This is a genomic window from Staphylococcus sp. GDY8P196P (genome assembly GCF_017891705.1).
Classification (GTDB): Bacteria; Bacillota; Bacilli; order Staphylococcales; family Staphylococcaceae; genus Staphylococcus; species Staphylococcus ureilyticus.
The window spans coordinates 49,848-62,927 of record NZ_JAESJS010000021.1; the positions used below are offsets into that span (position 1 = coordinate 49,848).

A 13,080-nucleotide genomic window follows, 5' to 3' on the forward strand; every position below is an offset into this window, starting at 1 on the left:
AAAAAATGATTGTTGTTACTCATGAATTCAGTGTTATCAAGGTTTTAACTGTATAGTAACAAAAGTAACAAACTAGTTATTATAAGACTATAAGTAATAAAAATAGTCAAAGACCAACAATATATACATGGTCTCTATAAATAAAAAGTTGTTACTCTTGTTACTAATTATTATAAACGTTGTTATATCAATGGTTTATGGTAACAAATGCAGTAACAAGTCAGTAACCAAAGTAACACATTATATTAGGAGGAATGATTAATGGCAACAGTTACAGAGATAGGTAAGAAACAATTTGAATTATTAAGTAGAAATATAACTTTTAAAGCAAAGGTTAAGAATAACCAAGAAGAAATGAAAAAAGGATTAGTTGCTGGTCTTTTATTCCATCCACGCGATCCGCAAAAAGCATTTATACATTCAGTATTTGAATTAACAGATGAGTTCTATTTATACAACTATGGAGGGGATATATTTTTAATCACAAATGACTTTAAAGGAATGATTAAGTTTAATATTAGAAAACCTAATGTTCTGCATAAGAAACATTTTAAAGATGGTTGGATGATAGAGATTGATAACTTAAATTCTGTACAAAAAGGTCATGGACAATTATTACTTAATTCTATTATTGAGGTATCAGCAAAAACGAAACTTGATTTATGCTTATGGACTGAAACGGATAAGAATACGCAATATTTCGAAAGACATGGATTTGAAAGTAAAGGTAAAGTAGGACAAAATAAAGAAAACTTGATGATTAGGTATATTGATAGATAAATATTTAACTTATTTTAAGTAGTACAGACTTGTAAGGGGTACCTATTTGGGTGCTCCTCTTTATGCATAGAAATGCTAAGTTTCTGAGTGAATAAGAGGGTAACTTTTCGTTCCTTCCTGTTGATAAATGATGACGTTTTAGAGCGTATAAGGGGGTCGTGAAATACGACGTCATAATCTGGGGGAACGAATCGTTACCTCACGTTTTTAGATGTGTATTGTATCTATTATTCAAAATAATTAGCAGGGTCCAAATTTGGGCTTTGCTAAGTCTTTGTTGGAGAAATGTGAGTATATTAAGCTGTGATACGTTTCAGAATTGCACTTGAGTGCAATTTTAATCGATATTTGAGATTGGACGAAGATTAAAACATGTGAAAGAGAATGACCTTGCTCATGGAGAGTTTGGTAAGTGGTTGCAATCAATTAACATGAATCATGATACAGCTAACAAAATGATGAAAATCGCAAATGAACTTAACTCAAATTCATACACGTACATGAATTTAGGGAGTAGGGCGTTGTATGAAATCGCAACATTACCTGAATCGGAACGTGCTATTGAACACACTACATCGAAAGGTGAACTTAAAAAACCGATTGATATGACAAACAGAGAACTAGAAAGTTTGAAAAAGAAAATTAAGCAAGAACAAGAAGAAAAATCCCAACAACTCAAAAACGAACGTTAGTTCTGATGGTGATATAGTGTGATTATGTATGGTTATACTGTATAAAGTCTTTGATTGCAGTCGTTTTAAGAATGATTAATAGTTTTGAAATAATGTAAAATAACGAACGTTAGTTTGTAGTAAACGTGTAAAAATGGTATAATTACTGTATAAAGTAAAAAGAATCGAGGTGATTAAATGACAACTTCAACGCCAGAAAAAAAGAAGCAAACCTTACCCGATGACCACTTGCAGGTACTCAACGTGATAAGAAATGCTTCGAATAAATATATTACTAAAGAAAAGATATTAAATCAATTAGGTTATGAGATAAATAGTACGAATGAAAGATGGATTAGATCAGTAATTAGTAACTTAATTGAACAACATGGATATGCGATTGGGTGTAGCTATAAGAAGGCGCAGCGTGGCTATTACATGATTCGTAATAAGGAAGAGCAACAACAAGCTATGCTTAGCATACAAAGGCTTATAGATGGCAGTGTAAGACGATATGAAGCTATTAAGAAACTAGAGGTATAGTAGGTGAGTATTATTATTGATAATCAACCAAAGCTTGTATATGGCACATATGAGCCACCAGTGACATATGAAATAAGGAAAGAAGTTAGTGATTATGAATTACTTACAAGGTTTAATCCTTACTACATCTCAGAAAAGATAAGTGGCGCAGAAGAAGATATAGAAGCAATGTATGACCGTACTTATCCTCACTTAGCTAGTGATGAATACCTACATCAAATCTATTATGAAGCTTTTCCACTAGAGACTTTAGCAATAGAGATAATGGAACAAAAACAGAAGCTTGATAAGTTTGTGCGTAAGAGTCAAAGAGACCTAAAAGCCTTTTATAAGGTGATAGGTAAGTACACGATTAATGAACAGAATGATATTAAGCGATACATGAAATCTAATGCTTCTTATATCCCAGATATTATAGATAGATTAAAGTCGGAATTATATGAAATAGTAACAGATGATCGCACAAAAAGAAATGAACTAAGAGAAATCAAACGGCGTGAACGTAATGAAGCACACGCTAAACAAATTAAAGAAGAGGGGCGAGGTAGAATTGAACACAAATTACTTATCTAATGAACATTTAAATGAAATGGTAGATGAACTGGAACTAACCGATATACAGCAATACCGATTAAATAAATTTACAGAAAAGAAGCAAGCAGAAATTGAAGAGCAAAAGAAACAGAATCCGAATGATCATTTAACTGATATTGAACGTAATGAAAAGCGTGAGAAAATCATGAACATAAAAGATGATAGTGAAAGAACAAACCAAATAGCTAAAAACAGAGAGCTGTTTCGGTATTAGGGAGGGTTAAGCATGAAGAATAATGAATCAATTCAAAAAGCTATTCAATATGTATTGGATTATGAGCAAAGTATTAAAGCTTTATCAAGAGAATTAGGTGAGCAAGACGAAGCATTACAACAATTAAAGAATAAGTATAAAGATTTTGTTATTAATAATGAGATTGAAAAGTCTGAGGAATTACAAGAAGATCTGCAACAATTAGAAGATGAAATACAACGTAAATCAAGAAGATTTGCAGTTATGATTGATACGTTACCCGAAGTAATTCAAGTACAATCTAAAAAAATAGCTAAACACGCACAATTGTTAGAGCTTGAGTACCAAGAGAAATATGAAGAAGAAGCAAATAATTTATTAAATATACGCAATGAATATCGCGAAGCCAAAAGTAAGGTGCTTGATTTAAGAGCTCAATATGATAATTCAATTAATTATGCTGATAGACAGATTAATCGTTTGGCTGATGAATACAATGTTCAAAAGCAAATGATACACAACGGAAAATCGGCAGGAAATACACCATTTTATCACGAACTTTATACGCCAACTGGCGAAGAAATCAAAGTTTAAAGAAGAGGTGACTAAATGAGCGAATTAAATCCAAGACAAGAGAAATTTGTATCTGAATACCTAAAGACTCTAAACTTAACACAGTCGGCTATAAAGGCAGGTTATAGCCCACAGAGCGCCCACACACAAGGCCATAGGTTACTTAAGAATAAAAAGGTAGCAAACTATATAAATGACGTCAAAAGCAAGGTTATTGATGATAATGTGCTTTCTGCAAATGAGATTCTACATCTATTATCTAATGCAGCGGTAGGGGAAGAAACTGAAATGAAAGAGGTAGTCACTAAACGTGGTGAATACGTTAAGAATCCAGGTACAGGCAAGTACAATATCATTTACAATGAAAGTGTTGAGATGGTGGAAGTACCGATTAAGATTAGCGACCGTTTAAAAGCGCGTGATCTACTTGGCAAATACCATACACTATTTACAGATAAAAAAGAAATAACTGGAAACACACCATTCGTTATTGAAATAGGTGAATGGGGTAGTGATGATGAATAATTGGATAAGGAAATAGAACAAGCTACTGACAAGTATACAGGTAGGACAGTAATTATTGATGATGTTCCGTTGGAGGATTAGAAAAACAACCACTATTTAAATATTAGTGGTTGTTTTTTATTATTCATATAAATAGGTATGGAATATACCTAAAAAGAGGAGTTCATAATCATTTAATGACTGATCTAACATTTCAAAGTAATTTGATGTTGGAGAAGTTAATGGGTTTTTCCAACGTGCTAATCTATTACCGGTTTCTTTATTAGTTATATAAGCCCAATATCCAATGTTTTTATGTAGTACATATTCAGTATTTAAAATAGCGAAGGTTGTATATTCAGATATTTTAAACCAATGTTTATCATTTATTTGTAAATTAATGGATGTATTATTTTTATCTGTAAATTTAATTGTGAAATTTCTATATTTAAATGGATTCTTCTGCTTTGATATAAAAACTAATTCTTTATTTTTAGTATACACTTTAACATTGTTAAAAAACTTTCCGTCTCCAATTAAATCAATAAGACGAGTGAAAATATTTGAATAATCCTTTTTAATATAGCCAACAATATGTTCTGTATCGTCGTTAATAATTTTTGAAAGTGAGGTGGATAGTTTGTTGTAAATTTTGTATTTATACATTGTATTGTCCTCTCTAGTTCGATATTTAAGACAATCATAGATTAATTTGCGTCTCTAAAAATTTAATTTATCAACGTATCATAATTTTGGCACAAATATATCCGATTACAAAGACTAAAATGAAAATTACTAAGGGAATAAAAAGTTCGACAACTGTAATATGAATCACCTCAATATATTTAGTATTAATAAAAAAATAGCATATATAGTATGTTGTAATCAATTGGATTATGAAATTTGATTATCATCAATATAAGTTCTGGTGGGTTGTTTTGTTGTTGTTACATATAATAATGCTGATAAGACGATTAGGAACTTAATTTAGACGTATAGGCAATATAAGTTTAATTAGAAGTATGTTAGTATGAAATTATATTTTAAGCGATATTTAGGAGGGGGAGTATGAAAAGAGTATCTAAATATTTAATTTCTGCTATTCTTTTTGCTGTAGGAACATTTATTTTGATAATGATATTTGATCATTTAGAAATGTCTCCTAATGATAGTGGTTTTCTTAATAATCTTAGCAATTTAGAATTAATTGATTTGTATAACACTCCAGAGTTTAATGGCTTGTATACTTTGTGTTTATTTATTTCTATTTTAATTTTCATAATTGGCCTATTCAGTGCATGTAAGAAATGATAAAAAATCAAGATTATTTGTTAAAATTTATTAACTGAAAGGTTGTGTTGGTTTGGTTTTCGTATACATAATTCTATCAGCAATTTTACTTTATTATGCTATTAAATATGGTATTAGAGATGGCTTGATTGATCGCGATGCTAACAAAGAAAAACTTATTTACTTACAAAAGAGTGCTGATTTATTTGAAGAAATTGGAGAAATAAATAGAGCAGTGAATAAAGAGAGTAAAGTTGAAGCTAAGAGAATATATGATGAGTCACTAGATGTATTATTGTCTGAATTTGCACCTAAAGAAAAGTATAATACTTTAGTTGAACATAAACAGGAAATAAAGAGTATTTTAGAGTGAAAACTAGTTTTGAATATAGAAGTCTCAAAGAGAAAAAGTAGTATTAAAGGTTAATAAAGTATGTGGATAGCGACATTTGTAACTGTAATTTTATAAAGTGGAGTGTTAATTATGCTCAAATCACAACAAGTTTTAGTAGGGATCACTTTATTCTTACTAGCGTTTAATATAGTTATACCAGTTATTGGAGAAATATTAAATGTTGGAGCAATAGATTTTAGTTCAACGTTAATTAGATGTACACAAGGATTATTTATTATAATATTTGGTGTTTTCACATTTAGACAAATTAAAAGAAAAGGATTTAAGTAGCATAAGACAACCCACTACCTCTGAATTGAGGAGTGGGTTTGTTATATCAAATATAATATTAAATATTTAAATTAGATATATTAGAATTTTTTTGAAGCTTGATTCATTAGGTTTTCGAAATCAGCATCGCTAATGTTTGATTGAGTAAGTGTGATTAAATGTCCATCAGGATCTTTAACAGTCATTTCTTTAGCATTCCAAGATTGTTCCTCAAGTCCACTCACAACAAACTTTGAAGAAATAGTTTTAGATTTGTTTTCGATGTCCTTAATTAATAAATTTAAGTAAATTGAGTTTCCTACTTCAAAGTTACTACTACAAATAAGCATTAAATCTTGATACTTTTCCAATCTTAAATGATTCATCAGTACCTCATTTTTGTCATTTTTAAATTTAAATACACTTTTGAACCCTAATGTTTTTTCGTACCATTTTTCTGATTTTTCTATATCAGAGACTAATATTTTGTTAAACATTGGCATTTGATAAAATTCCATTGTATTTCCACCTTTTCTTGAATTTATGTTTAGCGTAAAGTATTACGTTACGTTAAGCGCAAGAATAACTCTGGAAAAACATAGATTCTTATGTTCGCTTCTTACAGATATATATAAACAATTACCACCAGCAGAAGTGTTGGTGATTTTTTTATTGAATAGTTTATTATAATGATTGTGAATAAAAATTGACTAATAGATATTAATTTGTTTTAGAAAGTTGTATAATAAATAAAAAACATAAAGAAAAGGGAGGGACGTTAATATGTACTTTTATAAAATATTTAAAAATATGAGCAAAAAAAATTTAGAACTATTAAAATATAAAAGCGATCACGATTATTTAGATTTTTTAGAAGTGGAAAGAAAAAAAGGAAACATTGAATTGATATTAAATAATCAAATACTCATAAAATTAGCATTTGCATTTCTTGAAAAGCAGTACGAAATAACTAATATTAACGTCCCTATTAATCCTTATATAGATATTAATGATTATAAGTTTTCGAAAATTAAATCATTCTATGATTTATACAAGTTAAATAATGAAGTTTTCAAAGATAGTAATCATTACATTAAAATTCATGAAATAAAAGTAATTAGTAATGAGAAATATGAGGAAATTACAATTAAAAATAATGGAATAATAAAAATAGAGACAGATACACTTAAAGAAAGCAAAGACTATTTGACGAGAATAGTAAATGAAATATTTGGGATTAATTGCTATGCGAATATACAATAATTTAAAGCCTCTATTTGTATTTATCTTGAGTATTGTAATATTGTCATTCTTAGGTGAATTTAATTTTATTGAAAATTTTATTGACTTTGTTTCTAGTACAGTGCTTAAACCATCGAGAGATTTAATCATAGATATTATGTTAAGTTTACTTATTATAATAATGTCATTTATATTGTACTTAATTGAAACGATAATTTATAGAAAATTTTCGAAATTAGAAGTTCAAATTTTAAATGAAAATAAACAAAGTGGAGACACGCCTTTATATATAAAGAGCGGAGATGATTATAAATTCGGTTTTATAATGCTAAAACTAGAAAGAAAAGTGGATAGTTTTCCTAGTGGATATAGTAATCTCAAAATAATATTTCCGAAAGGAATTAATGTTGATTGGGAGGATTATTTAAATTTATTTGAAGAAAAAGAAAATGAATTAACAATTGATTTAAAAGAAATAAGTTTAACAGATGGATCTATAGTAACTATTCCTTTTCAATATGTTATTTCTTCAAAACAAATTGAACAAAAACAAAATATAGAAATAGCATGTAGTATTAAACGGTGTTTTAAAAAATATATCGAAAGAAAAATTGAAATAAAAGGGGATAAATAAATGGGGATAAATACTACACGATGGAAAGATAAAGAAAATGAAAATTTTAACAAAGTAATAGAGTTATTAGTTAACGAAGAGGAAAATTCTTTTAATACAAATGATGAAACAAAAGTGCATTATAAAAATATAGTAATAAATAAACATTCTTTAGAAAACAACATTTATAAAAAAGAAAGTGAAAGTATAGAATTTGAGAAAGTAGATTTTAATTTCACAAAAGTAAGACCTACAGCAGCTCTTATTAATGAAAAAAGCGAATCAATAATTAGTGGATATATTGTGGCTTATGAAAAGAAAAGTGTAATATATTATATAATTTCCAGACATTCAGACTCAAAAAATATATTGAGGAATATATTAAACTATACTGGTAATAAAGAAATTGTCGATAATAAGATAGCGGTTGAAAGTGATTTTATTATTTGGTTAATTTATAAATTCTATAACTCTCTAAATGTTTACTCAATAAATGAGGATAATCAAGAAGAACAAACGTTAAAAATAGAATCTATAATAGGGTTCAAAGGTGATGCTGAAGATGAAATTAGTCGCATAACTACAGATGGAGATACGGTTATGAATTTGATTAGTTCCATAGCATTTTTGTTAGAAAGTAGAAAGTTGACCTCGATAAAATTAAAAGTGAGATTTAATAACCACCAAAAACTTGTGTTTAAATTACATATTAATGGCTCGATTAATATAGACATGGATGAATATAACGGTGATTTTAGAAATCTAGAGGAAAATGAAAGAACTGCTAAAATATTATTACTTATTTATTTAGAAATAATGCCTTTATTAAGTGAATGGTATGAAGAAGATAAAAGTAATAATAATTGGGGAAATGGTGTTTATAATCAGTTTTTAGATAAATTAATTACAGATATTGAAGAAAAAGTTAATCAAAAAAAATCACAAAATGGCGACACTTAATTTTTGTGATTTACAAATATAAAGTATAGTTATTTTGAATAGTAATAATAATTATTAAGGGCAAAAAAAGGGCGTGATTTTGATAATAAGGGCAAGGGTATGAACTGAGATTTCAAAAAATATGCTCATAAATGCCTTTATAACAGCATTTTGAATATTCATGAGCTTCCTTGATAATCTACTTAATTATTCCAGCAAAATAATAGCAACACAATTAACAAACCCTTTAACTTCAATAGTTGAAGGGTTCTTTTTGTTTGAATTTAGTAAAAGGGCAGTGTGTGAAATTATCAGTATAACTCGGAAAATTCGTCCAAACAGTTATATTGATCTAAATTTATTCACTCAAGATGATCATATTTTCATATCAAAAACTATTTGATGCAAGTAACTTATGAAATATTGCTCTATGGGCTTAATGGTATACAAAATGGCTTTTAAGTTGAAGCGGTATTCATTTGTTTTGTTTACAAGGTGATTTTATATAGAAAAATTGCATATTTGAAAATTAAAGTTTTATAGACTAAAATTAAATTATGTTTGAGTGAATTGCTTTAAAGCACGAAAATATTGAAGGCGTTATTCAATATTATATTATCATTCAAACTGTGACAGGGAGAACTTAAAATTGTGCGTAACTTATATCATGATATAGGTTGCGTCATTATATATAAGCGTTCATCATATATCATTTCGCTGTTGATGTATAAGCATGAATGTAAAATAGCCCGGATATGGTATGGATTTGTAACTAAACTACTTAACTAGTTATTGCAACGAATCATTACCATTCCGGGCTTTTAATATTTTAATATGGGGAGAAATCAAATGTTATTACGTGATTTCAAAGTCAAAATCTTAGTAAGCTACTGATAAATTAATATGATTTCTGCATAGAAGTATTAAAAATCATCACTCGTAATATGTCCAAGTTTATAGCTAATAAAGTAACCTGAAATTATTGTGATAATAGAAATAATCCATGTAGTAACATCGCTTGGTAACCCAGGAAATACTGCATACAGTGATCCTACAACAAAACCAATGATAATGGCATATGTTAAGTATGTGTAATGGTTTAAAAGGTACTGAATCAATTTACTAGAAAATAAGAACCCACAAATAATTCCAATACCTACAATCATTAAGATAGGTACAGCGTTAAAATTTAAAGACATAAATTCTGAAATTGAAAACATTATAGTACCATATACACCAAATACTAATAGCATAAAGGACCCTGAAATACCTGGTAGTAACATTGCACTAGAAGCACAAACACCTGCAATAAAATATTTAATAATAAGACCAGTTGATAATTCAAGTGTTTCTCCTGCATGTTTATCACCATCATTTAATAAGGTAATCACTACAATGATTATAATACCAAGTAAAACGAGTAAATAATGAGAAGTTTGAAATGTTTGTTTAACTCTTGCTGTGTTTAATAAATAGGGTATGATGCCTGCTATTAGACCAACAAATAAAAACATCGTTGGCACGGTATGTTCACTTAAAAGATAATTAATTACTTTACTTAATAAACCTATGGCAATGACCATCCCTAACCCAATAGGAATCAGGAATTTTAAGCTTTCCCAAAACTTCTTTGAAAATATTCCACTAATAGAGCGTATAAAATCATCATAAATACCTAGAAGTAAAGCGATAGTTCCTCCGCTTACACCGGGTACTAAATCTGATGTGCCCATTGCAAATCCTTTCCATAGATTTGACCACTTAATTTTTGACATATCATAATCCTTTCTATCTAAAATATATTAAAAATGATAGCACAATTTGTCTTAGAACTATATTAAAAACAAAAGTTAAAATGAATAAATGATTATAGAATATGCTTTGTTCATAATGAATAATATAGGGATAAATGAGTTGAGAACATCATATCTTATATTATCAGTTAAAGAATTCTTTATTGCACTAACAAAAATCATTGTATTTTGATAACAATTTTAATTTAGCACTTGAAAAGGTTTATATTCCAACACAACTGCGTTATAATTAGAAGGTGTAACAAGGGCTCAGTCTTTTGACTGTAGATTAAAATTATTATAAACTGGATAGGAAAAACATATCATATAATACGGAGGGAATATGTATGCCATCAACATTAGAAATTAAAGACCTACATGTGTCTATTGAAGATAAAGAAATTCTTAAAGGTGTTAATTTAACAATTAATACAGGAGAAGTACATGCAGTAATGGGACCTAATGGTACAGGTAAATCGACGTTATCATCTGCAATCATGGGACATCCTAGCTATGAGGTAACACAAGGTGAAGTATTATTAGACGGCGTTAACATTTTAGAGTTAGATGTTGATGATCGTGCTAAAGCGGGATTATTCCTTGCTATGCAATATCCATCAGAAATTACTGGTGTAACGAATGCAGACTTTATGCGTTCAGCGATAAACGCTAAACGTGAAGAAGGCGAAGAAATTAACTTAATGCAATTCATTAAAAAGTTAGATAAGGAAATGGACTTTTTAGATATTGATCAAGATATGGCACAACGTTATTTAAATGAAGGATTTTCAGGTGGGGAGAAAAAACGTAATGAAATTCTTCAATTAATGATGTTAGAACCTAAATTTGCTATTTTAGATGAAATAGACTCAGGACTTGATATTGACGCATTAAAAGTAGTTTCAAAAGGCATCAATCAAATGCGCGGAGAAACGTTTGGTTCATTAATCATTACGCACTATCAACGACTATTAAATTATATTACACCTGACCATGTACACGTTATGTACGGTGGTAAAATTGTTACTTCAGGAGGACCTGAATTAGCGAAACGCCTTGAAGAAGAAGGTTATGAATGGGTTAAAGAAGAGTTTAATGCTGCAGAATAAGTCTTAATTCATATGAAAAAATATTATAGATGAAGATTTAGGTTTTGATTTATACCGATGAGTTAAATCATACAATCATCAAATGGGAGGAAAAAAGTATGACGACTGAAACTTTGAACATTTCTGAAGCACAACTTGTTGAATATTCACAAGCCCATAATGAACCTTCTTGGTTAACTGAATTACGTAAAGAAGCGTTGAAATTAACTGAAACTTTAGAAATGCCAAAACCAGATAAAACAAAAATCACGAGATGGGACTTTGATTCATTTAAACAACATGAAACAACAGGTAGCGTATATGAGTCATTAGAAGAATTGCCAAGTGAAGTTAGAGAGATAATTGATGTTGAAAACACTGAAAATTTGGTTATTCAACATAATAATACTTTAGCGTTCACAAAAGTTTCTGATTCAGCTCAAAATGATGGAGTTATCGTTGAAGGCTTAGCAGATGCATTAATAAACCATCCAGATTTAGTGAAAAAATATTTTATGAATGAAACTGTTACAGTTGATGAACATAGATTGACTGCACTACATACTGCATTGTTAAATGGTGGCGTATTTGTATATGTTCCAAAAAATGTAGTAGTTGAGCATCCAATTCAATATGTAGTATTGCATGACGATGAAAATGCCAGTTTCTTTAATCATGTCATTATTGCAACTGAGGAAAGTGCTGAAGTAACGTATGTAGAGAACTACTTATCAATCGCCAGTGGAGAAGGCAATCAACTTAACATTGTTTCAGAAGTGAGTGCTGGTGCTAATTCGAAAATCACATACGGTTCAGTAGATTATTTAGATAAAGGTTTCACTGGGCATATTATTCGTCGCGGTGTTACTGAAGCAGATGCCACTATCAACTGGGCGTTAGGTTTAATGAACGAAGGTAGCCAAATCATTGATAATACAACGAATTTAATTGGTGACCGTTCTGAAAGTGAACTTAAATCAGTTGTTGTTGGTACTGGTAGTCAAAAAATTAATTTAACTTCTAAAATTGTTCAATATGGTAAAGAAACAAATGGTTACATCTTAAAACATGGTGTAATGTTAGAAGGTGCGCAAACAGTATTTAATGGTATTGGTTATATTAAACATGGCGGTACGAAATCTATTGCGAACCAAGAATCTCGTGTTCTGATGTTATCTGAGAAAGCACGAGGAGATGCGAACCCTATCTTACTTATCGATGAGGATGATGTAGAGGCTGGTCACGCTGCATCAGTTGGTCGTGTCGATCCTGAACAATTGTATTATTTAATGAGCCGTGGTATTTCACGTCAAGAAGCTGAACGTCTCGTTATTCATGGTTTCTTGGACCCAGTTGTACGTGAATTGCCAATCGAAGATGTTCAACGTAAGTTACGTGAAGTCATCGAATTAAAAGTTAATAAATAATAAACACTGAATACAATTGAATCCGCAGCAAAATAAGATTAAGAGAATGTTATTGAACATGACTATAAAATGCTCAGATTAAATGAAATAATATACGTTAGTTTGTTGTATTTCTTAAATTGCTACGGTTTCTTTATTGATTTTTTAAATTAAGAAAGGTCTGTGG

General features: G+C 29.4%; 17 protein-coding genes and 1 pseudogene. 15 read left to right on the plus strand and 3 right to left on the minus strand.

The features are described from left to right. Positions 1-261: 261 nt before the first annotated feature. From KA814_RS11835 to KA814_RS11865, 7 genes and pseudogenes are all read left to right on the plus strand, one after another. Positions 262-780 carry a hypothetical protein gene (locus KA814_RS11835; RefSeq protein WP_107521857.1) on the plus strand — a complete coding sequence of 173 codons (519 nt, stop codon included), beginning with the start codon at positions 262-264 and terminating at the stop codon, positions 778-780. 353 nt (positions 781-1,133) lie between these two features. Beyond that, positions 1,134-1,472 (plus strand): DUF3102 domain-containing protein, encoded by a 339-nt coding sequence (locus KA814_RS11840; protein ID WP_107521856.1) that lies wholly within the window; start codon positions 1,134-1,136, stop codon positions 1,470-1,472. Between the two features lie 177 nt (positions 1,473-1,649). Continuing rightward, positions 1,650-1,994, plus strand: a complete 345-nt coding sequence (locus tag KA814_RS11845) for a pathogenicity island protein (RefSeq protein WP_107521855.1) — start codon at positions 1,650-1,652, stop codon at positions 1,992-1,994. 3 nt (positions 1,995-1,997) lie between these two features. Beyond that, positions 1,998-2,567 carry a hypothetical protein gene (locus KA814_RS11850; protein WP_107521854.1) on the plus strand — a complete coding sequence of 190 codons (570 nt, stop codon included), beginning with the start codon at positions 1,998-2,000 and terminating at the stop codon, positions 2,565-2,567. Continuing rightward, positions 2,545-2,802 (plus strand): hypothetical protein, encoded by a 258-nt coding sequence (locus KA814_RS11855; RefSeq protein WP_083600676.1) that lies wholly within the window; start codon positions 2,545-2,547, stop codon positions 2,800-2,802. The genes KA814_RS11850 and KA814_RS11855 overlap by 23 nt, the downstream gene beginning before the upstream one ends. A 12-nt stretch (positions 2,803-2,814) precedes the next feature. Beyond that, positions 2,815-3,375 carry a GumC domain-containing protein gene (locus KA814_RS11860; RefSeq protein WP_107521853.1) on the plus strand — a complete coding sequence of 187 codons (561 nt, stop codon included), beginning with the start codon at positions 2,815-2,817 and terminating at the stop codon, positions 3,373-3,375. A 15-nt stretch (positions 3,376-3,390) separates the two neighbouring features. Further along, positions 3,391-3,960: pseudogene (locus KA814_RS11865) on the plus strand (terminase small subunit). Positions 3,961-3,999: 39 nt separating this feature from the next. On the opposite strand, the gene KA814_RS11870 reads toward KA814_RS11865, so the two are convergent. Beyond that, a complete protein-coding gene (locus KA814_RS11870) occupies positions 4,000-4,524 on the minus strand; it encodes a tubby C-terminal domain-like protein (protein ID WP_107528230.1) in 525 nt (174 codons plus the stop codon). 402 nt (positions 4,525-4,926) lie between these two features. Between KA814_RS11870 and KA814_RS11875 the strand changes: the two genes are divergently transcribed. From KA814_RS11875 to KA814_RS11885, 3 genes are all read left to right on the plus strand, one after another. Next, positions 4,927-5,169, plus strand: a complete 243-nt coding sequence (locus KA814_RS11875) for a hypothetical protein (RefSeq protein ID WP_107528231.1) — start codon at positions 4,927-4,929, stop codon at positions 5,167-5,169. Between the two features lie 52 nt (positions 5,170-5,221). Beyond that, the gene (locus KA814_RS11880) at positions 5,222-5,521 is read left to right on the plus strand and encodes a hypothetical protein (protein ID WP_107521955.1); all 300 of its coding nucleotides are present in this window, start codon (positions 5,222-5,224) and stop codon (positions 5,519-5,521) included. 111 nt (positions 5,522-5,632) lie between these two features. Continuing rightward, positions 5,633-5,833, plus strand: a complete 201-nt coding sequence (locus KA814_RS11885; RefSeq protein WP_107521956.1) for a hypothetical protein — start codon at positions 5,633-5,635, stop codon at positions 5,831-5,833. 80 nt (positions 5,834-5,913) lie between these two features. Here the strand turns inward: KA814_RS11885 and KA814_RS11890 are convergent, their stop codons facing one another. Further along, the gene (locus KA814_RS11890; protein ID WP_107521957.1) at positions 5,914-6,330 is read right to left on the minus strand and encodes a VOC family protein; all 417 of its coding nucleotides are present in this window, start codon (positions 6,328-6,330) and stop codon (positions 5,914-5,916) included. A gap of 265 nt (positions 6,331-6,595) precedes the next feature. Here KA814_RS11890 and KA814_RS11895 point away from each other — a divergent pair, with 265 nt between their 5' ends. Genes KA814_RS11895 through KA814_RS11905 form a run of 3 tightly spaced genes read left to right on the plus strand, consistent with a single transcriptional unit; the run spans position 6,596 to position 8,627 of the window. Beyond that, the gene (locus KA814_RS11895) at positions 6,596-7,075 is read left to right on the plus strand and encodes a hypothetical protein (RefSeq protein ID WP_107521905.1); all 480 of its coding nucleotides are present in this window, start codon (positions 6,596-6,598) and stop codon (positions 7,073-7,075) included. Beyond that, positions 7,035-7,688 carry a hypothetical protein gene (locus KA814_RS11900; RefSeq protein WP_107521904.1) on the plus strand — a complete coding sequence of 218 codons (654 nt, stop codon included), beginning with the start codon at positions 7,035-7,037 and terminating at the stop codon, positions 7,686-7,688. Before KA814_RS11895 ends, KA814_RS11900 begins: the two co-directional genes overlap by 41 nt. Further along, positions 7,689-8,627 carry a hypothetical protein gene (locus KA814_RS11905; RefSeq protein ID WP_107521903.1) on the plus strand — a complete coding sequence of 313 codons (939 nt, stop codon included), beginning with the start codon at positions 7,689-7,691 and terminating at the stop codon, positions 8,625-8,627. It begins immediately after the preceding gene. 902 nt (positions 8,628-9,529) lie between these two features. Here KA814_RS11905 and popT read toward each other — a convergent pair. After that, positions 9,530-10,381: a polyprenyl-phosphate transporter PopT gene (gene popT, locus KA814_RS11910; RefSeq protein WP_046207498.1), complete on the minus strand. Its 852-nt coding sequence runs from the start codon at positions 10,379-10,381 to the stop codon at positions 9,530-9,532. A gap of 365 nt (positions 10,382-10,746) precedes the next feature. On the opposite strand from popT, the gene sufC reads away from it, so the two are divergent. Beyond that, positions 10,747-11,508, plus strand: a complete 762-nt coding sequence (gene sufC, locus KA814_RS11915; protein ID WP_046207499.1) for a Fe-S cluster assembly ATPase SufC — start codon at positions 10,747-10,749, stop codon at positions 11,506-11,508. A gap of 98 nt (positions 11,509-11,606) precedes the next feature. Further along, the gene (sufD, locus tag KA814_RS11920) at positions 11,607-12,914 is read left to right on the plus strand and encodes a Fe-S cluster assembly protein SufD (RefSeq protein WP_046207500.1); all 1,308 of its coding nucleotides are present in this window, start codon (positions 11,607-11,609) and stop codon (positions 12,912-12,914) included. The last annotated feature ends 166 nt before the right edge of the window (positions 12,915-13,080 follow it).